This is a genomic window from Mesorhizobium sp. M1273, assembly GCF_040318195.1.
Classification (GTDB): Bacteria; Pseudomonadota; Alphaproteobacteria; order Rhizobiales; family Rhizobiaceae; genus Mesorhizobium.
The window spans coordinates 1-19,521 of the sequence record NZ_JAMYLV010000011.1 but is presented as its reverse complement, the minus strand read 5'-3'; the positions used below and the strand labels follow the sequence as shown (position 1 = coordinate 19,521).

19 protein-coding genes are annotated in these 19,521 nt (G+C 63.0%); 7 read left to right on the top strand and 12 right to left on the bottom strand.

The window, feature by feature from the left end; genetic code table 11:
• The first annotated feature begins 1 nt into the window (after position 1).
• Both NKH30_RS14030 and NKH30_RS14025 read left to right on the top strand, forming a co-directional pair.
• On the top strand, positions 2-1,057 hold the full coding sequence (locus NKH30_RS14030) for a Gfo/Idh/MocA family protein (RefSeq protein ID WP_352995866.1): 1,056 nt from the start codon (positions 2-4) through the stop codon (positions 1,055-1,057).
• Positions 1,058-1,072: 15 nt separating this feature from the next.
• Entirely contained in the window at positions 1,073-2,071 is a 999-nt protein-coding gene (locus tag NKH30_RS14025) for an ABC transporter ATP-binding protein (RefSeq protein ID WP_352971564.1), read from the top strand.
• Between the two features lie 209 nt (positions 2,072-2,280).
• Here NKH30_RS14025 and NKH30_RS14020 read toward each other — a convergent pair whose 3' ends face one another.
• The 5 genes from NKH30_RS14020 to NKH30_RS14000 all read right to left on the bottom strand — a co-directional run bounded on the left by NKH30_RS14020 (position 2,281) and on the right by NKH30_RS14000 (position 8,628).
• Positions 2,281-3,126, bottom strand: a complete 846-nt coding sequence (locus tag NKH30_RS14020) for a fumarylacetoacetate hydrolase family protein (protein WP_352995864.1) — start codon at positions 3,124-3,126, stop codon at positions 2,281-2,283.
• Positions 3,127-3,292: 166 nt separating this feature from the next.
• Complete coding sequence (locus NKH30_RS14015; protein ID WP_352995862.1) at positions 3,293-4,024, bottom strand: SDR family oxidoreductase; 732 nt, start codon at positions 4,022-4,024, stop codon at positions 3,293-3,295.
• Between the two features lie 178 nt (positions 4,025-4,202).
• Positions 4,203-6,575 (bottom strand): aldehyde dehydrogenase family protein, encoded by a 2,373-nt coding sequence (locus tag NKH30_RS14010; protein WP_352995860.1) that lies wholly within the window; start codon positions 6,573-6,575, stop codon positions 4,203-4,205.
• Positions 6,576-6,588: 13 nt separating this feature from the next.
• On the bottom strand, positions 6,589-7,638 hold the full coding sequence (gene deoC / locus NKH30_RS14005) for a deoxyribose-phosphate aldolase (RefSeq protein WP_352995858.1): 1,050 nt from the start codon (positions 7,636-7,638) through the stop codon (positions 6,589-6,591).
• 162 nt (positions 7,639-7,800) lie between these two features.
• Complete coding sequence (locus NKH30_RS14000) at positions 7,801-8,628, bottom strand: ferredoxin--NADP reductase (RefSeq protein ID WP_352771472.1); 828 nt, start codon at positions 8,626-8,628, stop codon at positions 7,801-7,803.
• A 218-nt stretch (positions 8,629-8,846) separates the two neighbouring features.
• On the opposite strand from NKH30_RS14000, the gene NKH30_RS13995 reads away from it, so the two are divergent.
• The 3 genes from NKH30_RS13995 to NKH30_RS13985 are packed head-to-tail and all read left to right on the top strand — an operon-like array spanning position 8,847 to position 13,363.
• Entirely contained in the window at positions 8,847-10,931 is a 2,085-nt protein-coding gene (locus tag NKH30_RS13995) for a hydantoinase/oxoprolinase family protein (protein ID WP_352995856.1), read from the top strand.
• 1 nt (position 10,932) lies between these two features.
• On the top strand, positions 10,933-12,648 hold the full coding sequence (locus NKH30_RS13990) for a hydantoinase B/oxoprolinase family protein (protein ID WP_352995854.1): 1,716 nt from the start codon (positions 10,933-10,935) through the stop codon (positions 12,646-12,648).
• The gene (locus NKH30_RS13985; protein ID WP_352995852.1) at positions 12,620-13,363 is read left to right on the top strand and encodes a hypothetical protein; all 744 of its coding nucleotides are present in this window, start codon (positions 12,620-12,622) and stop codon (positions 13,361-13,363) included. Before NKH30_RS13990 ends, NKH30_RS13985 begins: the two co-directional genes overlap by 29 nt.
• 27 nt (positions 13,364-13,390) lie before the next feature.
• Here the strand turns inward: NKH30_RS13985 and NKH30_RS13980 are convergent, their stop codons facing one another.
• The 4 genes from NKH30_RS13980 to NKH30_RS13965 form a co-directional block, all read right to left on the bottom strand.
• Positions 13,391-14,047, bottom strand: a complete 657-nt coding sequence (locus NKH30_RS13980; protein WP_352820853.1) for a methionine ABC transporter permease — start codon at positions 14,045-14,047, stop codon at positions 13,391-13,393.
• Positions 14,028-15,125: a methionine ABC transporter ATP-binding protein gene (locus NKH30_RS13975; RefSeq protein WP_502911466.1), complete on the bottom strand. Its 1,098-nt coding sequence runs from the start codon at positions 15,123-15,125 to the stop codon at positions 14,028-14,030. Before NKH30_RS13975 ends, NKH30_RS13980 begins: the two co-directional genes overlap by 20 nt.
• Positions 15,126-15,226: 101 nt before the next feature.
• The gene (locus NKH30_RS13970; RefSeq protein WP_352995850.1) at positions 15,227-16,075 is read right to left on the bottom strand and encodes a MetQ/NlpA family lipoprotein; all 849 of its coding nucleotides are present in this window, start codon (positions 16,073-16,075) and stop codon (positions 15,227-15,229) included.
• 319 nt (positions 16,076-16,394) lie between these two features.
• Complete coding sequence (locus NKH30_RS13965) at positions 16,395-16,694, bottom strand: DUF1236 domain-containing protein (protein ID WP_352473090.1); 300 nt, start codon at positions 16,692-16,694, stop codon at positions 16,395-16,397.
• Between the two features lie 205 nt (positions 16,695-16,899).
• Between NKH30_RS13965 and NKH30_RS13960 the strand changes: the two genes are divergently transcribed.
• Positions 16,900-17,685, top strand: coding sequence for a DUF1236 domain-containing protein (locus NKH30_RS13960; protein ID WP_352814090.1), 786 nt, complete (start codon positions 16,900-16,902; stop codon positions 17,683-17,685).
• A 105-nt stretch (positions 17,686-17,790) separates the two neighbouring features.
• Here NKH30_RS13960 and NKH30_RS13955 read toward each other — a convergent pair whose 3' ends face one another.
• Together NKH30_RS13955 and NKH30_RS13950 are read right to left on the bottom strand one after the other, a co-directional pair.
• Entirely contained in the window at positions 17,791-18,033 is a 243-nt protein-coding gene (locus NKH30_RS13955) for a polymerase (RefSeq protein ID WP_352473088.1), read from the bottom strand.
• 247 nt (positions 18,034-18,280) lie between these two features.
• Positions 18,281-18,835 carry a DUF4142 domain-containing protein gene (locus NKH30_RS13950; RefSeq protein ID WP_352473087.1) on the bottom strand — a complete coding sequence of 185 codons (555 nt, stop codon included), beginning with the start codon at positions 18,833-18,835 and terminating at the stop codon, positions 18,281-18,283.
• 236 nt (positions 18,836-19,071) lie between these two features.
• Here NKH30_RS13950 and NKH30_RS13945 point away from each other — a divergent pair, with 236 nt between their 5' ends.
• Positions 19,072-19,239 carry a hypothetical protein gene (locus tag NKH30_RS13945; protein ID WP_352995848.1) on the top strand — a complete coding sequence of 56 codons (168 nt, stop codon included), beginning with the start codon at positions 19,072-19,074 and terminating at the stop codon, positions 19,237-19,239.
• Between the two features lie 52 nt (positions 19,240-19,291).
• On the opposite strand, the gene NKH30_RS13940 is transcribed toward NKH30_RS13945, so the two are convergent.
• Positions 19,292-19,521, bottom strand: a 230-nt coding sequence (locus tag NKH30_RS13940) for a transposase domain-containing protein (RefSeq protein ID WP_352995847.1), incomplete at its 5' end; no start/stop codon positions are given.

Genomic DNA, 19,521 nt, shown 5'->3' with positions numbered 1-19,521 from the left:
AATGGACCAACCCCTTCGCGTTGTCATCGCCGGCCTCGGCAATATGGGGCGCAGCCATGCGTTGGCGTATCACACCAATCCGGGATTCCAGATCGCCGCGCTGGTCAACCGCTCCGATGTGCCGCTGCCGGAAGGGCTTTCGACCTACGCCATCCGGCGTTCCTTCGACGAGGCGCTACGCGACGAAAAGCCCGATGTCGCCTGCATCGCTACCTATTCCGACAGCCATGCCGACTATGCGGTCAGTGCATTCGAGGCCGGCTGCCATGTCTTCGTCGAAAAGCCGCTGGCAACGACGGTCGCCGATGCAAAGCGCGTGGTCGCGGCAGCCAAGGCCAACGGCAAAAAACTGGTGATCGGCTACATCCTGCGCCATCACCCGTCCTGGATCCGGCTGATCGCCGAGGCGCGCAAGCTCGGCGGCCCTTACGTGTTCCGCATGAACCTCAACCAGCAATCCTCCGGCCATAGCTGGGAGACGCACAAGCAGTTGATGCAGACGACATCGCCGATCGTCGATTGCGGCGTGCATTATCTCGACGTGATGCTGCAGATCACCGACGCCAGGCCAGTCGAGGTGCGCGGCATGGGGCTGAGGCTGAGCGACGAGATCGCGCCGTCAATGTACAATTACGGTCATCTGCAGGTGCTATTCGACGACGGTTCGGTCGGCTGGTACGAGGCCGGCTGGGGGCCGATGATTTCGGAGACGGCTTTCTTCGTCAAGGACGTGATCTCGCCCAATGGCTGCGTGTCGATCGTCATGAAGGAGGGTGTCAGGTCCGACGACATCGACACCCACACCAAGACCTCGACCATCCGCCTGCACAGCGCGGCGACCGGAGCCGACGGCAAATTCGCCAAACCGGACGAAATGCTGTCGATGCAAGGCGAGCCCGGCCATCAGGACCTCTGCGACCTGGAACAGGCGTTTGTGCTGAAGGCGGTCCGCGAGGATCTGGACTTGACCCGTCACATGGACGACGCGGTGAAGTCGCTCGCCGTCTGCCTTGCCGCAGACGAGAGCGTGCGCAGCGGCCTCGCCGTGAAACTCTAGAACAGGGACGACGCCGTGGGCTCGCTGAATATCGAGAATGTCAAAAAGGCCTTCGGGCCGGTCGAGGTGCTGAAGGGCATCAACCTCGAGGTGACGGATGGCGAGTTCGTCGTCTTCGTCGGTCCATCCGGCTGCGGAAAGTCGACGCTGCTCAGGGTCATTGCCGGGCTGGAGGACTCAACCTCGGGCCGCGTGGTCATCGACGGTGCGGACGTCTCCGCAACGCCGCCGGCCAAGCGCGGTATCGCCATGGTGTTCCAGACCTATGCGCTCTATCCGCATCTGACGGTGAAGAACAACATGGGCCTCGGCCTCAAGCAGGCGGGCACGCCGGCGGCCGAGATCGACCGCCGCATCGGCATCGCTTCCTCGATGCTGTCGCTGGAGCCCTACCTCTCGAGGCGGCCGGCCGAGCTTTCCGGTGGTCAGCGCCAGCGCGTCGCCATCGGCCGCGCCGTGGTGCGCGAGCCCAAGCTTTTTCTGTTCGACGAGCCGCTGTCGAACCTCGACGCCGCACTGCGCGTCAACACCAGGCTGGAGATCGCGCAATTGCATCGCCGGCTGAAGGCCACGATGATCTATGTCACCCACGACCAGGTCGAGGCGATGACACTGGCCGACAAGATCGTCGTGCTGAACGCGGGAAAGATCGAGCAGATCGGCGGACCGATGGAGCTTTACAATTCGCCGGCAAATGAATTCGTCGCCGGCTTCATCGGCTCACCGAAGATGAACTTCGTCGACGGGGCCAGGCTTGGCGAGACGGCCAAGACCATCGGTGTCCGTCCCGAGCACCTGACCGTCGATCCGAAATCCGGTGCCTGGAAAGGCACGGTTGTCCATGCCGAGCATCTTGGCGCCGACACCAATCTCTATCTCGACTGCCAGAAGGCCGGTTTGATCACAGTGCGCATCTTCGGCGTCTATAACGCCGAACCGGGTGCCACGCTCTACGCGACGCCGGATCCGGCAAAGACATACCGGTTTGGGGCCGATGGGAAGGTGCTGAAATAGCGCAGGTGCCGACTCCCCTTCTCCCCTTGTGGGAGAAGGTGGCCGAGCGAAGCTCGGTCGGATGAGGGGTGTTGGACGATCGCTACGCTGAAGGCGTAAGCGACGGAAATCCTTCGATGTTTTCTCGTCGCGTTTCTTCCAGCACCCCTCATCCGTCTCGGCGCTGCGCGCCGATCCACCTTCTCCCACAAGGGGAGAAGGAAGAGCGCCTACGCATCCGCCTTGAACGTCTGCTTCTGGATGCCCAGCCCTTCGATACCGAGCTCGACCACGTCGCCGGGCTTCAGGAAGACCGGCGGCTTCATGCCGAGGCCGACGCCGGGCGGCGTGCCGGTAGAGATGATGTCGCCCGGGTGCAGCGACATGAACTGGCTGAGATAGGAGACGAGATAAGCGACGCCGAAGACCATGGTCTTGGTCGAGCCGTTCTGCATGGTCTTGCCGTTGACCGTCAGCCACATCGGGATGTTCTGCGGGTCCTTGATCTCGTCCTTGGTCACCAGCCACGGGCCGATCGGCCCGAACGTGTCGCAGGACTTGCCCTTGGTCCACTGGCCCTGGCGCTCGGCCTGGAAGGCGCGCTCGGAGACGTCGTGCGCGACGCAATAGCCGGCGACATAATCCAGCGCCTCGGCCTCGGTGACATACTTCGCAGTCTTGCCGATCACCACGCCGAGCTCGACCTCCCAGTCGGTCTTCACCGAGCCGCGCGGGATCAGCACGTCGTCGTTCGGCCCGACAATAGCCGAGCTTGCCTTCATGAAGATGATCGGCTCCGGCGGCACGGTGGCGCCGGTTTCGGCAGCATGGTCGGAATAGTTGAGACCGATGCAGATGAATTTGCCGGTGCCGGCGACGCAGGCGCCGATGCGTGGCTTGCCGGAAACCGCCGGTAGCGTTTTCGGATCGAGCTTCGACAATGTCTCGAGCGATGCCGGATCGAGCGTCTTGCCGGCAATGTCGGTGACATGGGCGGAGAGGTCGCGGATCGTTCCATCCGCATCGAGCAGGCCGGGGCGTTCGCTCCCCGCCTCGCCATAGCGCAGCAGTTTCATGCAGTTTTCTCCCAGTTGCGACCAGAGGCCGTTTGCAAACTCGCTCCGCTGCGGCGAATGGCGTGGGTTTCGAGAACCGGAGCGGAGCGTACTTAAAGTACGTGAGCACCGGAAGCGCAGAAAGCCGCGTCAGGCGCCCGGCGGAGTAGGGTTTTCAAATGGCCTCTTAGATCGACCAGCCACCGTCGATATTATAAGCCTGCCCCGACGTATAGGTGGCGCCGGCCAGATAGACGGCGAGGTCGGCGATTTCCTCGGGCGTGCCGAGGCGGCCCATCGGCTGGCGCGCGATGAAGGCGGCGCGAGCTGCTTCGTAGTCGCCCTGCGCATGCATGCGGTCCTGCAGCGACGGGCTTTCGACCGTGCCCGGACAGATCGCATTGCAGCGTATGCCCTTGCCGACATAGTCGGCGGCGACCGACTTGGTCAGGCCGATGACGGCTGCCTTGGTTAGGCCATAGACGAAGCGGTTCGGCACGCCCTTGGTCGAACTGGCCAGCGACGCCATGTTGATGATCGAGCCGTCGCCGCGCTCCAGCATGCCGGGCAGCACGGCGCGGATGGTGCGGATCATTGAGCGGACATTGAGATCATAGGCAAAGTCGAGGTCGCCGTCGTTCATCTCGAGGATCGAGCCGGAATGGACGAAGCCGGCGCAGTTGAACAGCACGTCGACGGCGCCGATCTCGGCAAACGCGGCGTTCACCGCCTCGTCGTTCAGCACGTCGAGCTTGCGGGTCTTGATACCGGGCGTCTTGCCGAGGTCGGCGAGCACCACCTCGTTAATGTCGGTGGCATGGACGACGGCGCCGGCCTTGGCGAAAGCCAGCGCACTTGCCCGGCCGATGCCTTGCGCCGCCGCCGTGACGACAACGATCTTGCCTGTCAGATCCGCCATGCTTCTCTCCTCGCCCGTCTGTGATCGTTCGGCTTTTTACCGGCACAAGGCCGGGGCGCAATGTGCCAGCCGGGCAGTACCATCCCGCCTGTTTCGATATTCGCCCTGCCAACCAAATGTTTTTTCTCGGTAAAGAACATTTGTTGGCCCGTCAAGCCCGGACGTCCCTCCGGGACACTCAGTCGCCGTAGGGCACCCAGACGTTCTTGACCTCGATCGCACGGCGCAGCAAGGCATCGCCGGCTGCTTCGTTCGAGGGCCAGTCGAGGCTGTGGCCGTTGCCGGTCCAGACGCGTTTGAGATTGCCGATGGACTCGGCCTCGGCCTTGGCGCAAGTCTCGGCATCGGCGAACACCCAGAGCCCGTCGACATCGTCATGCTTGGCCAATACGCCGGCAAGTTCGGCGCTACGGCCGGTAACGATATTGATGGCGCCTGCGGGAACGTCGGAATATTCGATGACCTGGTAGAGGTCGGTGGCAAGCAGCGGGTATTTTTCGGATGGCACTGCGACTACGGTGTTGCCCATGGCAAGCGCCGGCGCCACCAGCGAGATCAGGCCAAGCAGAGGCGCATTGTCCGGCGCGATGATGCCGACGACGCCGACTGGCTCGTGCAGCGCCAATGTGACGGCGCGGGCCGGCGGCTGGTGGACGCGGGCCTCGAATTTGTCGGCCAAGCCGGCATAGAGGAAAAGGCGCTCGATCGACAGCTCGACCTCGTCACGCGCCGCCTTGGCGGTCGCGCCGGTGAGCTGGGTCAAACGGGCGGCAAACTCGTCTGCGCGGCCGGAAAGGTTTTCGGCCAGGTAATAGAGCACCTGGCTGCGGTTGTAGGCGGTCGCCTCCGGCCAGGCCTTGCAGGCGCGCGCGGCCGCGACGGCGTCACGGATATCCTTGCGGTTGCCGAGACCGATCTCGCCGGCAAGCTTGCCCTTGGCGCTGGCGATGGCGAAGGAATAATTGCCGTCCGGCCGGACCTGCTTGCCGCCGATGAACAGCTTTGCCGTGCGGTCGATGGCGCCACCTTCCGCCTGCTCGACAGGTTGGGCCGAAGACGTTGCCGGTTTGATGATCGGGCCGAGCGGCAGTTTTGCCGAGAGATATTCGAACATGCCCTCGCGCCCGCCTTCACGGCCAAAGCCGCTCTCGCGGTAGCCGCCGAAGCCGCAGGAGGCGTCGAACATATTGGTGCCGTTGACCCAGACGACGCCGGCCTTCAATTGCGGCGCGACGTGCAGGGCAAGATTGATGTTCTCACTCCACACCGAAGCGGCCAGGCCATAGCGTGTGTTGTTGGCGAGCTCGATCGCTTCCTCGGTGTTGCGGAAGGTCATGGTGGCGAGCACCGGCCCGAACACCTCTTCCTGTGCCAGGATGTTAGCCGGCGAAACACCTGTCGCCAGCGTTGGCAGATGGTAATAGCCCGCGGCGGGCAGTGCCGAGTCCGGCTGCCAGCAGATCGCGCCCTGCTTGGCGCCTTCGGCGATCAGGCCCTTGACGCGATCGAGCTGAGTCAAATCGACCAGCGGGCCGATATCGGTGTTCTTGTCGAGCGGACTGCCGACGCGCAGCCGGCTCATCCGCGTCTTGACCTTGGCGACGAAGGCGTCGGCGATGCCTTCTTGCACCAGAAGGCGCGAGCCGGCACAGCACACCTGGCCCTGGTTGAACCAGATGCCGTCGACCAGACCCTCGACGGCGCTGTCGAGGTCGGCATCCTCGAAAACGACGAATGCCGACTTGCCGCCAAGCTCCAGCGACAGTTTTTTGCCCGAGCCGGCAGTGGCCTTGCGGATGATCTTGCCGACCTCGGACGAACCGGTGAAGGCAATCTTCTGGACGCCGGGATGGTTGACGATGGTCGCGCCCGCCTCCGGCCCGCCCTGGACGATGTTGACGACGCCCTTCGGCACGCCGGCGCGTCCGCAGATCTCGGCAAACAGGATCGCGGTGAGCGGCGTGAATTCCGCGGGTTTGAGCACCACGGTGCAGCCCGCAGCGAGCGCCGGCGCGATCTTCCAGGCGAGCATCAAGAGCGGGAAGTTCCACGGGATGATCTGGCCGACGACGCCGACGCCCTTGTGGCAGGGAAAATCCCTGTCCAGCGCCTGCGCCCAGCCGGCATGATGGATGAAGTGGCGGATCGCCAGCGGCACGTCGATGTCGCGGCTTTCGCGGATAGGCTTGCCATTGTCGATCGATTCCAGCACCGCGAACAGCCGTTGGTGGCGCTGCATGGCGCGGCCGATGGCGTAGAGCACTTTGGCGCGTTGATATCCGGTGCTGGCGCTCCATTTCGGCAGCGCTTTTGTGGCCGCCGCAACCGCCGCGTCGATATCGGCGGCACCGGCATCCGACACCTTGGCCAGCAGCTTTCCCGAGGACGGATCGCTGGTGTCGAAGGTTTTGCCTCCGCTGGCTGCCTTCCAGTCGCCGCCGATGAACAGCGCTTTGCCGAAATCCCGCGCGGCAAGCCACGCATCGGCCTCGTTGCGCGCCTCCGGCGCCGGGCCGTATTCCATGGCGTGATAGCGTTCGAGGATGTTCATGAAGTGCTCCGAATCACGCCATCGCGTGGCGATGATTGGCCGAGTAGTGGCCGGTCAGATGATGCTCGAGCTGGCGCTCGATATCGGTCAAAAGGCTCGATGCTCCGAAACGGAACAGCTCCGGCTCCAGCCACGGCCGGCCCAGTTCTTCTTTCATCAGCACCAGCCAATCGAGCGAGGCTTTTGCCGTGGAAATGCCACCGGCCGGCTTGAAGCCGATGAGATAGCCGGTTTCCTCGAAATAGGCGCGGATAGCGCGCACCATGGCAAGGCCGACCGGCAGCGTCGCGTTGACGCTTTCCTTGCCGGTCGAGGTCTTGATGAAATCTGCACCCGCCATCATCGCCACCATCGAGGCGAGCATGACGTTGCGCAGCGTGGCGAGGTCGCCGGTACCGAGGATCACCTTCAGATGCGCCTCGCCGCAAGCGGCGCGCATCGAGACGATCTCGTTATAAAGCTCCTGCCATTTCGCCCCGAATACCAGGCCGCGCGGGATGACGACGTCGATCTCGTCGGCGCCGTCGCGGACCGATGCTTCGATCTCTTGCAGGCGCGTCGAAAGCGGTGCAAGGCCATGCGGGAAGGCGGTCGAAACGGCGGCGACATGGACGCCGCTGCCGCGCAGCGCTTCTACGGCGGTGGCGACGAAGGGATGATAGACGCAGACCGCCGCCGGGCGGATCTTTTCACCAGTAATGCCCAGCCCCTCGACGATGTCGCGACGGAACGGGTTGACTGCCTTGGCACAGAGCCTGCGCACGCGCTCTTCCGTGTCGTTCGAGTTCAGCGTCGTCAGGTCCATGCAGGCGACGGCGCGCAGCAGCCAGGCCGCCTGGTTACCGGCCTTGATCGAGCGTCTTTTGGTCAGGCTGGCGACGCGGCGTTCCAGCGCCGAGCGGTTGACGCCGCGCATCGATTCCATGAAGCCGAGATCGAGCCTCATGCCGGGATTGCGAGCAATGCCATGGGCTTGCGGCATCGGCGCATTGGGGGCGGCGCGCGCCGGCAGCGGCGTGATCTTGGACGTGCCGAGATCGGTTTCGCGGATTGTGCTGCTCATCTCCTGCCCCTTGTTCAGCGACTTATGCCGAAGATAGACCGTGAAGCAGCGCTTCACGAGTCCTTCAAGCAGTCATAGCGGAAAAAGGCGGTCAAGGCAGCCGATTTTTGACCGCATGATCAAAATCAGGGTCTCGAACCAGTGGACGCTGAGCTGCGCGTCTCAGCCGACGAAGGCGCGCTCGACGACGAAGCTTGCCGGATGGTGCAGCGAGCCTTCCTGGAAGCCGAGGCTTTCGGCCAGTTCCTTGACGTCCTTGAGCATATGCATCGAGCCGCAGATCATGATGCGGTCGGTCTCGGGATTGAGCCTGTCGATGCCGAGATCGGTGTAGAATTTGCCCGAGCCGATCAGCGCGGTGATGCGGCCCATGCGCACGGAGGTCTCGCGCGTCGTCGAATTATACAGCGTGACGCGGCCGCCGGTCAGTTCGCCGATCAGCGGGTCCTTCTCAAGCGCTGTCACCAGCTCCTGGCCGTAGGTGAGCTCGGCATTGTCGCGGCAGGTATGGGTCAGGACCACCTGCTCGAACTTCTCATAGGTGTCGGGATCGCGCAGCAGGCTGGCGAAGGGTGCGATGCCGGTACCTGTCGAGATCATGAACAGGCGCTTGGCCGGCGTCAGCGCGTCGACCACCAGCGTGCCGGTCGACTTCTGCCGCATGATGACTGTATCGCCGATCCCGATTTTCTGCAGCTCCGAGGTAAGCGGGCCGTCCGGCACCTTGATCGAGAAGAATTCGAGTTCGTCGTCCCAGGACGGGCTGGCGATCGAATAGGCGCGGAACACTGGCTTCTCGGCATTGGGCAGGCCGATCATGACGAATTCGCCGGAGCGGAAGCGCAGCGACTGCGGCCGGGTGATGCGGAACGAAAACAGCCGGTCGGTATAATGCTTCACCGAGACCACGGTTTCGGCATAGACATTGGCCGGTATCGGGAACTGCAGCGGCCGGGCGCCGGCTGTGTTGAACGCGGATGTGGTGTTCATCAAACCTAACCTTCTGGGCCGGCTCAGCGCCGGCGCCAAATCTCCACCTGCGCGCCCGAACCGGTCAGGTTCCAGCGTGCCGTTTGCACACTCCGAAGCGGTAAGCTCTTGTGTCCGGAATTTATTAGTATACAAACGATATTTGCGTCAAGACGCCACCGTAAAACAGCTTTCCAAACTAAGGCATCTAGGCAGTTCGGGCATTTCGGGTTTCGACAATGGGACAGAATTTTTCGGCGCAAGCGCTGGATTCAACTGGCGGCGTCGTCGCCGGCATAGATGTCGGCGGCACCTTTACCGACCTGCTTCTGATCGACGGCCGTGACGGTGGCCGGGTGCACATCGCCAAGACCCCGACGACAGTCGACAACCAGGCGTTCGGCGTCGTTTCGGCACTTGGCGCCACCGGATTTCCGGTCGACGGCATCGACCTCATCGTGCACGGCACGACGACCACCACCAACGCGGTGCTGGAGCGCCGGCTGGCCAAGACCGGCATGATCACCACGCGCGGCTTTCGCGACGTCATCGAGCTTGGCCGGCGGACACGGCCGCAGGCCTATGGCATGACGGGCACCTTCGTCCCGATCATTCCGCGCAATCTGCGGCTCGAAGTGTCGGAGCGGGTCGAGGCCTCGGGCGCGGTGCGCATCCCGCTCGACGAGGCCGAGATGCGGACAGCGATTTCACAACTGATCGCAGCCGGCTGCGAATCCCTGGTCATCCATTTCCTGCATTCCTACGCCAACCCGGCGCATGAGCGGCGCGCCGCCGAGATAGCGGCCGAGCTTTGGCCGAACGGCTACATCACGACAGGCCACGCCCTGCTTTCGGAAGCGCGCGAATTCGAGCGCGGGGTGACCGCTTCGGTCAACGCTTCGGTGCAGCCGATCCTCGAACGCTATGTCGAACGGCTGCGCAAGGAGCTGGCTGCAAAAGGCTACGCCCGCGACTTTCTGATCATGAACGGCAATGGCGGCATGATCTCAGCCCGCTTTGTCACACGTGAGTCGGCCAAGACCGTCATGTCCGGCCCCGCTTCCGGTGTCATTGCTGCCGCCTATACCGGAAAACGCGCCGGCTTCGAAAATCTGGTCACCTACGACATGGGCGGCACCTCAACCGACGTGGCGCTGATCCGCAACGCCGAGCCGGCGGTGTCGAACGAGATCGAGATCGAATATGCGATGCCGATCCACGTGCCGATGGTGGCGGTGCATACGGTCGGCGCCGGCGGCGGCTCGATCGCCCGCGTCGATGCGGCCGGCCTGATCCAGATCGGCCCGGAAAGCGCCGGCGCCAATCCCGGGCCAATCTGCTACGGACGCGGCGGCTTGGAGCCGACCATCACCGACGCCAATCTGGTGCTTGGCCGGCTGGCGCCGAAAAAGCTGCTTGCGGTGGAAAACCCGGTCACCGTCGAACGGGTCACCGGCATATTCGAGGACAGGATCGGCCAACCTACCGGCCTGTCCGGCGTCGAGGCGGCGGGTGCGGTGCTGCGGCTCGGCAACGTGAAGATGGCCGGCGCCATTCGCATGGTCTCGGTGTCGCGCGGCCACGACCCGCGCGATTTCGCGCTGTTCGCCTTCGGCGGCGCCGGGCCGCTGCATGCGACGGCACTGGCGCGCGAACTAGGCCTGCCGAAAGTGCTGGTGCCGGCGCGGCCGGGCATCACCAATGCTCTCGGCTGCGTCGTCGCCGATCTGCGCCATGATTTCGTCAACACGGTCAACCAGCCGGTGGCCAGTCTCGATGAAACCCAGCTCCACGAGACATTGGAACGGCACCGAAACGAAGGCGAGGAGCTGATCGGCAAGGAAGCGGTGAAGCCGGAAGCAATCCGTTTCACGCATTCCGCCGACATGCAGTTCGTCGGCCAGACGCATATCATAAACGTGCCGCTGCCGTCGTCTGCGATGACACGCGAGGGACTGCAGCAACTGTTCGAGAAGGCCTATTTCGCCCGCTTCAAGGTCGAGCTACCCGAGATCCGCGCCAATCTGGTCAATCTCAACACCTCGGTCACCGGCGTGCGGCCGACCATCGATCTGTCCCGGCTGATCGATCCGGCTGGGCGCGCCAAAACGCTCGAAGAGGCGCGGCGCGAAATCCGGCCGGTCTGGTATGGCGGGCGCTGGTACGATACGCCGGTCTACAGCAGGGAAAAGCTGCCGCTCGGCGCAGTCATCATGGGGCCGGCGATCCTCGAACAGATGGACGCGACGACTGTGCTGGAGCCCGGCGACCGGGCGCGATCGGATGCCGACGGCAACATCATCATCGATATCGGCGAGGCCTGAGATGGAAAAACTCGACGCCATCACCCTTTCGGTCATCCAGGCGGCGCTACAGCAAGTCTGCGACGAAATGGACCTGACATTTTCGCGCGCCGCGTTCTCGCCTGTCATCGCCGAGGCCAATGACCGTTCGGATGGCATCTATTCGGCGCTCGATGGTTCGCTGATCGCGCAAGGCAGCCAGGGCCTGCCGGTGTTCGTCGGCGTCATGCAGTATTCGACCAAAACCGTGATCGAGATGATCGCCGACGGACGCTGCCTGCCGCCCGAGCCGGGCGATATCTACATCGTCAATGATCCCTATCTCGGCGGCACCCATCTCATGGATGTGCGCTTCGCCATGCCGGTCTACCGCGACGGCAGGATATTCTGCTGGCTTTCGAACACCGGCCATTGGCCCGACATTGGCGGTTCGGTGCCGGGCGGATTCTCCGCCTCGGCAACGGCGGTCGAGCAGGAAGGCCTGCGGTTGCCGCCGGTGAAACTGTTCAAGAAGGGCGTGCTCGACCCTGAGATCTACGCCATCATCTGCTCCAACATCCGTGTCGCCGACCAGCGCATTGGCGATATCCGCGCGCAGGCGGCGGCACTGCTGATCGGCCAGGACAGGTTTAGCGGAATCCTGGATCGTTACGGAGATGAAACGGTCGTCGATGCGATCGCCGAACTGCGCCGCCGCGCCGCTGAACAGATGCGCGTCAACATATCGGCCATTCCCGACGGGATCTATCGCTCACAGGCCTTCGTCGATTCAGACGGCGTGGTAAACGAGCCGCTGATCATCGCGCTGGCAGTCGAGAAACAAGGCGACACGCTCAGCTTCGACTTCTCGGGCTCATCACAGCCCTGCGCCGGGCCGATGAACAGCGTTCTGGCGACGACCTTGTCCTCGGTGTATCTCGCCATGCGCCATATTTTCCCGGACGTGCCGATCAGCGCCGGCGCCTTCGAACCGCTGATCGTCAAGCGGCCGGAAGGCACCTTCCTCGACGCCAAATATCCGCGCCCTGTGTCGGGCTGCGCGGCCGAGGTTTCGCAGCGCATCGCCGAGGCGGTGTTCGCGGCGATGGTGCAGGCCCTGCCGGACAGGGTGACGGCGGCTCCGGCTGGCTCCAGCGGCAATTTCGCGCTCGGCGGCAACGATCCGGTCCGTGGCCGCGATTATGTCATGTACCAGATCTCCGGCGGCGGTTATGGCGGCAATGCCGGTCACGACGGCCTGACCAATGGCTGCTCTACCATCGGCATCTCCAAGTCGCCGCCGGTCGAGATCATGGAGCAGGCCTTCCCGGTGCTCTACCGGCATTATGCGCTGCGCGAAGGCTCGGGCGGCGCCGGCAAGCACCGCGGCGGGTTTGGGCTCGCCTATGAGGTAGAGATCCTGCGCGGCGACGCCCGCGCCTCTTTCGTCATGGATCACGGCCGCTTCGGCCCGCAAGGCGCGCTCGGCGGCAAGGACGGCGCGGTCAACACGGTCACCGTGTTCCGCAACGGCGAGGAACATGTGCCGCCGCACCTCTCCAAGGAACAGGACATCGCGTTGAAGGCAGGCGACCGCGTGCGCGTCGGCACACCGGGCGGCGGCGGCTACGGCGATCCGTTGCAGCGCGATCCGCAATTGGTCGCTCGGGATGTCAAGCTAGGGTACTATACCGCCGAGCAAGCCAGGGACCTGTTCGGAGTCGTAGCGGATGAGCAACCCAAATCCCCTGGAGGCTGATCTCTCGTCTGAACTGGCCCACGCAGTCGAACGCGTCTATGCCGCTTTCGAGTCTTATCCATCGCCCCGCCACCTGCATGGCTCGCCGTACAAGGATTTGGAATCGATCTTTCGAGGAGTATCCAGTGGTCCGCTTCGGGAGCTCAGTGGTGAAAACCTCGGCGCCTATGCCGGATCGGCCATATGGACGGTCGGCGACGTCGATGACTACCGGCACTTTCTGCCGAGAGTGCTTGAACTTGCCATCCAAGGCGAACCTTCGATGGGGTTCGACGCCAACGTGATTGCCGCAAAGCTCGAAAGGACCTCCTGGCGTGATTGGCCGTTGGAAGAACAGCAGGCTGTCGAGGTGCTGTTTCAGGCTGCCTGGCGAAAAGCGATGACCATGCATCCCGATGAAGGGAACGCGGTTCCCTGGCTGGAGGGCATAGTGCTTGCCGGAATGGATGTAGCAGCTGCATTAGCGGCATGGCGTGATAGCCCTTACCCGGAGGCCATGTTGCACTGTGCGGACTTGATTACCGGCAACATCAAGACACTCGATAAGGGGCACGTGATCTTCAGCGAACAGGTCACCACATGGCTTCTATCCGACAGTCTCGCCTGGCACTTGTTCACCGTCGCGGTCGAGGCTCCCTTGCGCCCCGACGATCGCGAAAAGCTCGCTTGGGCCAGCGAGACCATCGAGAACAATCTGAACTTTCCCGGAAATTAAAGGCGTTGATTGGCCGCGGTTCGCCGGTCACGCTCTGTGGTCCAGCCTCGCGACCAGCCGGTCGCCGGCCCACTGGATGCCGCAGACCAGGACGATCAGGACGATGACCACGGCGATCATGACGGATGTCTCGAAGCGCTGGTAGCCGTAGCGGATGGCGAGGTCGCCGAGACCGCCGGCGCCGATGGCACCGGCCATGGCCGAGGCGCCGATCAGCGTCACCAGCGTCACCGTGAAGCCGGCGACGATGCCGGGCAACGCTTCCGGCACCAGCACCTCGCGAATGATCGTCCAGCGGTTGCCGCCCATGGCGCGTGCTGCCTCGATCAGCCCATGGTCGACCTCGCGCAGCGACACTTCGGCGATCCGGGCATAGTAAGGCGTCGCCGCGATCGACAGCGGCACGATCGCTGCCCAGGTGCCGATCGAGGTGCCGACGATCAGCCGCGTCACCGGGATCAGCGCAACCAGCAGGATGATGAAAGGCACCGAGCGGAAGCCGTTGATGACAGCGCCAAGCGCGCGGTTCACCCACAGGTTTTCGGCGATGCCGCCGCGGTCGGTGGCGACCAGCGCCAGGCCGAGCGGCAGCCCGAAAACCAGCGAGACGAGGCCGGAGGCGGCCGTCATCAGGATCGTTTCCCAGATTGAACGGACGAGAAGCTCAAACAGAACCGGCGACATGGCCAAGCACCTCCACCCGCGCTTGGCGGGCTTTCAAGAACGCGATCACCTCTGCCAGGTGAGCTTCATTGCTGCCGGCGACCGCCACGAACAGTGTCCCGACAGGCTGCTGCTGGACGTGATCGATGCCGCCATGCACGAGGCGGAACGAGCCGGGAACTGCCGAGGCAAGATCGGACAAAAGCGGGCTTCGGGCGGCCTCACCGGCCACGTCGATCCTGAGGATCGCCTCCACGCCGGCGTTCTGCGTTAGCCGGCTTGCGATCTCCGCCGGCAATTGCGGCCGGATGCCGCCGAGCAGGCTTTGTGTGATCGCCGATTTCGGGTCGGCAAAGACCGACCACACCGGCCCTTGCTCGACGATCCGCCCAGCGTCGATCACCGCGACCCGGTCGGCGATCGAGCGGATCACCTCCATCTCATGCGTGATCAGCAGGATGGTCAGGCCGAGCTGCCGGTTGATGTCCCTCAGCAAGGCGAGGATGGAGCGCGTCGTCTCCGGGTCGAGCGCCGAGGTCGCTTCGTCGGACAAAAGTAGCGCCGGGCGCGCCGCAAGCGCCCGGGCAATGCCGACACGCTGCTTCTGCCCGCCCGACAGCGACGCCGGATAGGCTTTCGCCTTCTCCGACAGCCCGACGAGCTCGAGCAGCTCGGCGGCGCGCGCCAGGCGTTCGGCCCTGGGCCGGCCTTCGATCTTGAGCGGCAGCGCTACGTTGTCTTCGACCGTCTTGGCAGACAGCAGGTTGAAATGCTGGAAGATCATGCCGATACGCCGGCGCAGCGGTTGCAATTCGCGCTCGCCGAGCCGGCTGATGTCGCGGCCTTCAATGAAGACCTGTCCTGTATCCGGCCGCTCCAGGCCGTTCAGGCAGCGTATCAGCGTCGACTTGCCGGCGCCGCTGCGGCCGATGATGCCGAGGATCTCGCCCTGGCGCACGCTGAGCGATACGCCGTCCAGCGCCGCCGTCGCGCCGAAGCGGCGCTTCAGCTCGATGAGGCGCACGACGTCGTTCGGTCCGGCGGAACGGCTGCCGGCGGGATGCATGACTTCGGCAGCCGTGGCGAAATGCTGGTTCATGAAAGTTCCTGTATTGGTGTCCCGCAAAACGCGATCGCGGTCCGCGTTGGAGCGCGGACCGCTTTATCATGCCGGGCTTCAGCGCCAAGTCGAGCTCGGCATCAATAGGCGCTGATGCCGGTTCCCTTGTAGACTCGGTCGAATTCGGCCTTCACCTTTTCGTTCTGGTAGGAGGCGACCAATGTCTTTACCCAGGGCTGGTTTTCATTGCCGGCCTTGACCGCGATGAAGTTGCGGTAGGGATTGTCGGCCACCGCCTCCTGGGCGATGCGGTTCTCCGGTGTGAGGCCGCTTTTAAGCGCCCAATCCGTGTTGACCACGGCCCCGTCGAGGTCTTCCACCGAGCGCCCGACAATCCCGGCGTCAAGCTCCTTGACGACCAATTTCTTCGGGTTTTCGGCAATGTCGGTGGTCGTCGCCAGAATGCCGGTGCCTTCCCTGAGCTTGATCAGACCTTCGCTCTGCAGAACGCGCAGTGCGCGGCCCTCATTGGACGGGTCGTTCGGCACGCCAATGACGGCGCCTTCGGGCAGGTCGGCAATCTTCGTGTACTTCTTGGAATAGAGGCCGATCGGCCAGACCCCGGTATAGCCGACCGGGACGATGTGATAGCCCTGCGCCTTGATCTGGTTGTCCAGATAGGGCTTGTGCTGGAAGGCGTTGGCGTCAATTTCGCCACGCTCGAGTGCTTCATTCGGCTGGGTGTAGTCGTTGAACACCACGGTCTCGATCGTCAGCCCCCTCTCCGCCGCCTGGGCGGTGACGACGCGCCACACATCCTCGTCCTCGCCGCTCATGATGCCGACCTTGACCGCCGTCTTGTCTTCGGCGAACGACGGCGCAGCAAGGCCGACAATCCCAACCGCCGACGCGAAAAGTACAGCCAGACCGGCGCGCCGGTTTATACTTGCGGAGAGAAATGAGTGCAAAGTGTTGGTGTTCCCAGACATGATCTATCCCGTCGGTTCTGAAGTCGTTGCGGCCAGGCGGAGTGCCAAGCCTTGCTGGCATCATCGGGAATGCTGACCGCCGGATCAAAGCACCGTATTTCCCGCGAGATGCGAAGCCAGGAATATTCTCTCAAAGTTTCGGGCCTGGCGAGCACAGGGCGTGCTGGGATCATGCGTTCTAAGCCAATGCTGGTTCAGAAATTGTCCGGACCTCGTCTCCGCTATGAGGCCCGCCGTGCTTCGAAACGGCGGGCCTTTCTGCGTCGGGATGTCGACAATGCTGGACGCGCCGCATGTCCCTTCAAAGCGACGCGCTTGCTCACTCGATGACCTTTACAATCCTGCGCGTGCCAGGATCGACCAGGACGGTCCGATTGTCGACGACGACATAGCGGTATTTGACGTCGGGAACCTCATGAAGCTCGACGGTATCGGGCAGGGTCGAGCCGACATTGAGCTCCACGCCGGGGAGCTGGACGGACGCCAGAGGCTGCTTTTTCACATACTCGCGTACGATCGTCTCCTGCTGCGGTTCGATGACCACGTCCTGAGCGGCAGCGGCGCCGACACCCGCAAGCAGCAAAAACCCAGCCGCGGCCGCGGAAAGATGCATTCTCATGATTGTCTCCTTTCCTCGTGAGCCACCTCTGCGCTGCGCCGCGTCATGCCGTTCGCAGCGGGGTCGCTATAGGCCGGTAACGTCATCAGGTGGAGCTTGTTCCGCCACTCGGATCGCTTGCCGTTTCCCTTCCATTAGTTTGGAACAAAGTTTTTTAGACGCAGTTTTGCGGGGTGAAGGGACGCGTTTTCCAAGGAGATCTCTCATGAAAGGCGTTCTGATCACCAGCATGTTAGCAATCAGCGTCAGCTGCGGGGCCGCACTTGCCCAGACGCAGCAGTCGACCGACGATCAGTCCGGCGCCAATTGTGCAGCCGGCACTGCCAATTGCCAGAACGGCGCCAAGATGGGCGAGCAGGCTCAGGGCAAGGCCGGCGCCACCACTGATCAACAGGCGCAGGGCAAACCGAAGCTGAAGACCGGCGAGCAGGCTCAGGGCAAGGCTGGCGCTACGACTGAGCAGCAGGCCACGGGCAACACGAAGATGAAGACTGAAGAGCAGGCCCAAGGCAAGGCTGGCGCCACGACTGACCAGCAGGCCACGGGCAACACGAAGATGAAGACCGAGGAGCAAGCCCAGGGCAAGGCTGGAACCACCACCACCGAGCAGGCTCAGGGCAGCTCCAAGATGCAGACCGAAGAGCAGGCTCAGGGTAAGGCTGGGACCACGACCACAAACCAGGCTCAGAGCAATACTTCTACCCAGCAGGACCAGAGTTCGACCGCTTCCATCAGCAATGTGACCGTTGAGCAGAAGACAGAGATCACTCAGGTCATCAAGGAGACGAACGTCCAACCCGTTTCCAACGTCGATTTCGACATCTCCGTCGGTGTCGAGGTCCCGCGAAAGAAGGTCCGGCTGCATCGCCTGCCGGCGCGCATCGTCAAGATCGTTCCGGCTTACGAAGGCTATGAGTATTTCGTGCTCGCCGACGGCCGGATCGTCATCGTCGACCCGAATACCTACAAGATCGTGATTATCCTGACCTAGTCGTGGCCAGACGGTCTACCGTGGGTTGATTCACCAAAAAAGCCCGCCGCCCGAGCTGCGCGGCGGGCTTTTCCGTACCCAGCTCCAGCGTCTGCAAATCGCAAATCAAGGTCCGTCCTCGGGGCGAGGAGTGAGCACGGTATGATCGATGGTGTCGGGCAGGCAGGGACTGGGCAGGCAGCTTGTTCGGACTGACGCGGTGGTCATGGCATCGATATCCGTAACCAGCACCATTCTCGCGTAGTGCCGCGGCCACAGCGGCTCTCCAAACAGGACGAAGACGCCGCCAATCATCAAGGCCAGCAACATGAGTGCCGTAACATTTGCAAATATCTCGCCGTAGCGCATGAAGGCAGCCTGTCCCGTTCGGAAAGCGATTTCAGCCTGTGACAGCGGCGACCAGGACGGCGCCGAAAGCCGGCGCTACTATCCTTGACGCCCCGCGAACGCCGCCTTCCATTGGATCCTCCCCGAACAAGCCGGGTAAATAACGGCACTCTCGGTGCTTTGTTCCCGGCCGTGTGGCCGGACGACAACCGCGTCACACAGGCCGTGTGTGGGGCGGCCTTTCGTTTGCAAAAGGCACTCTTCGCTCTCATTGATGTGCGGCAGCGAGGTCCTTGACGTGACGTTCGTGCATTTGCAGCACCGGCAGCGTCTTCTTGGCAAACTCCTTCATCGCGGGATCGTCGCCGGAATTCGCGTAAGCGGAAAACAGCGCCACCGCTTCCTTATGCGCCTGGGTCTGCATGTCGATATATTTCGATTGGAAACTGTCCCCGCTGGCCTCCTTGAGTTGGTCGAGCAGCGCCTGGTGCTTGGTGTCCAGCGACGGGCCGGCCGGCGCGGTGGCCGAAGTCGTCTGCCCCTTGCTGAGCGCCGCCTTGAAGTCCTCGCCGGCCTTGGTATGGTCCGTGACCATCTGCGCCGCGAAGGCCTTCACATCGTCAGCCGTCGCCTGCGTCTGCGCAAGTCGGCTCGATTCGATTTCAAATGTATTGGCGATGGGCACGGTCTTGACGAATGTCGCGGTGTCAACCTTGCTCATGGTGTCGGTCGTCAGCGGCGTCAGCGTCGCCGATTGGGCAAAAACAGCCAAAGGCGCGCCGGCCATCATCGCTGCCGCAGTGATGGATAGAAGCGTTTTCATGGGGGTTCTCCGAGGCTGATGTCATCCCTTCGATGGCTCAACGCGGAAGCTGCGACGAGGTTGCCTGGTCGCAGTGGCCACAGCCGCCGCGAGCCAAACAAATGATTTAAATAAAGGACGCCGGCTGGGTCCTGCAAAGTGCAACGCAACCCGTAGGACCGTACGGAATCGTACAAGCTCTTTCGCTTTGCCGCAGTCTTGCTATCGTCTGCCGGGACAGATGGGTGGAGGCTTCCGTGGGGCAGATCAAGTCGCCGCTTGGAATCGGTATTGATACCGACAAAGCCGTTCATATCGTCATGGCCGACTACAATTCGGGCGACATTCTCTCGACCACTGTCGTCATAGCCGATTTGCGCAAACGCTTTCCCTGGTTCGTAAGCGCTATTTTCGCTGCACGTTGACGCGGGGGCTTTCGACGGATGGCCTTCGAATCGGGAACGGTATCTGGTCTGATCAGGCTGCTGTTACTTTGGCGAAGTTGAAGGGCAGCAGATCCTCGATGGCTGCGTTCTCGGGGCGCTGAGGTAGTTCAGTGAGGACGTGGCGCAGCCACGCTAACGGCTCGACGCCACAAGCGCGACAGGTCAACATCAGGCTGTAGATGACGGCGCTGGCCCTGGCTCCGTCGACGGTATCGCTGAACAGCCAACTTTTCCGGCCAGTGGCAAAGATTCTGATGTCAC

Bases quoted from the DNA above. Each gene is read 5' to 3' on its own strand.
- NKH30_RS14030 (WP_352995866.1), top strand. From the start codon at position 2: ATGGACCAACCCCTTCGCGTTGTCATCGCCGGCCTCGGCAATATGGGG.
- NKH30_RS14020 (WP_352995864.1), bottom strand. From the start codon at position 3,126: ATGAAACTGCTGCGCTATGGCGAGGCGGGGAGCGAACGCCCCGGCCTG.
- NKH30_RS14015 (WP_352995862.1), bottom strand. From the start codon at position 4,024: ATGGCGGATCTGACAGGCAAGATCGTTGTCGTCACGGCGGCGGCGCAA.
- NKH30_RS14010 (WP_352995860.1), bottom strand. From the start codon at position 6,575: ATGAACATCCTCGAACGCTATCACGCCATGGAATACGGCCCGGCGCCG.
- deoC (WP_352995858.1), bottom strand. From the start codon at position 7,638: ATGAGCAGCACAATCCGCGAAACCGATCTCGGCACGTCCAAGATCACG.
- NKH30_RS14000 (WP_352771472.1), bottom strand. From the start codon at position 8,628: ATGAACACCACATCCGCGTTCAACACAGCCGGCGCCCGGCCGCTGCAG.
- NKH30_RS13995 (WP_352995856.1), top strand. From the start codon at position 8,847: ATGGGACAGAATTTTTCGGCGCAAGCGCTGGATTCAACTGGCGGCGTC.
- NKH30_RS13990 (WP_352995854.1), top strand. From the start codon at position 10,933: ATGGAAAAACTCGACGCCATCACCCTTTCGGTCATCCAGGCGGCGCTA.
- NKH30_RS13985 (WP_352995852.1), top strand. From the start codon at position 12,620: ATGAGCAACCCAAATCCCCTGGAGGCTGATCTCTCGTCTGAACTGGCC.
- NKH30_RS13980 (WP_352820853.1), bottom strand. From the start codon at position 14,047: ATGTCGCCGGTTCTGTTTGAGCTTCTCGTCCGTTCAATCTGGGAAACG.
- NKH30_RS13975 (WP_502911466.1), bottom strand. From the start codon at position 15,125: ATGAACCAGCATTTCGCCACGGCTGCCGAAGTCATGCATCCCGCCGGC.
- NKH30_RS13970 (WP_352995850.1), bottom strand. From the start codon at position 16,075: ATGTCTGGGAACACCAACACTTTGCACTCATTTCTCTCCGCAAGTATA.
- NKH30_RS13965 (WP_352473090.1), bottom strand. From the start codon at position 16,694: ATGAGAATGCATCTTTCCGCGGCCGCGGCTGGGTTTTTGCTGCTTGCG.
- NKH30_RS13960 (WP_352814090.1), top strand. From the start codon at position 16,900: ATGAAAGGCGTTCTGATCACCAGCATGTTAGCAATCAGCGTCAGCTGC.
- NKH30_RS13955 (WP_352473088.1), bottom strand. From the start codon at position 18,033: ATGCGCTACGGCGAGATATTTGCAAATGTTACGGCACTCATGTTGCTG.
- NKH30_RS13950 (WP_352473087.1), bottom strand. From the start codon at position 18,835: ATGAAAACGCTTCTATCCATCACTGCGGCAGCGATGATGGCCGGCGCG.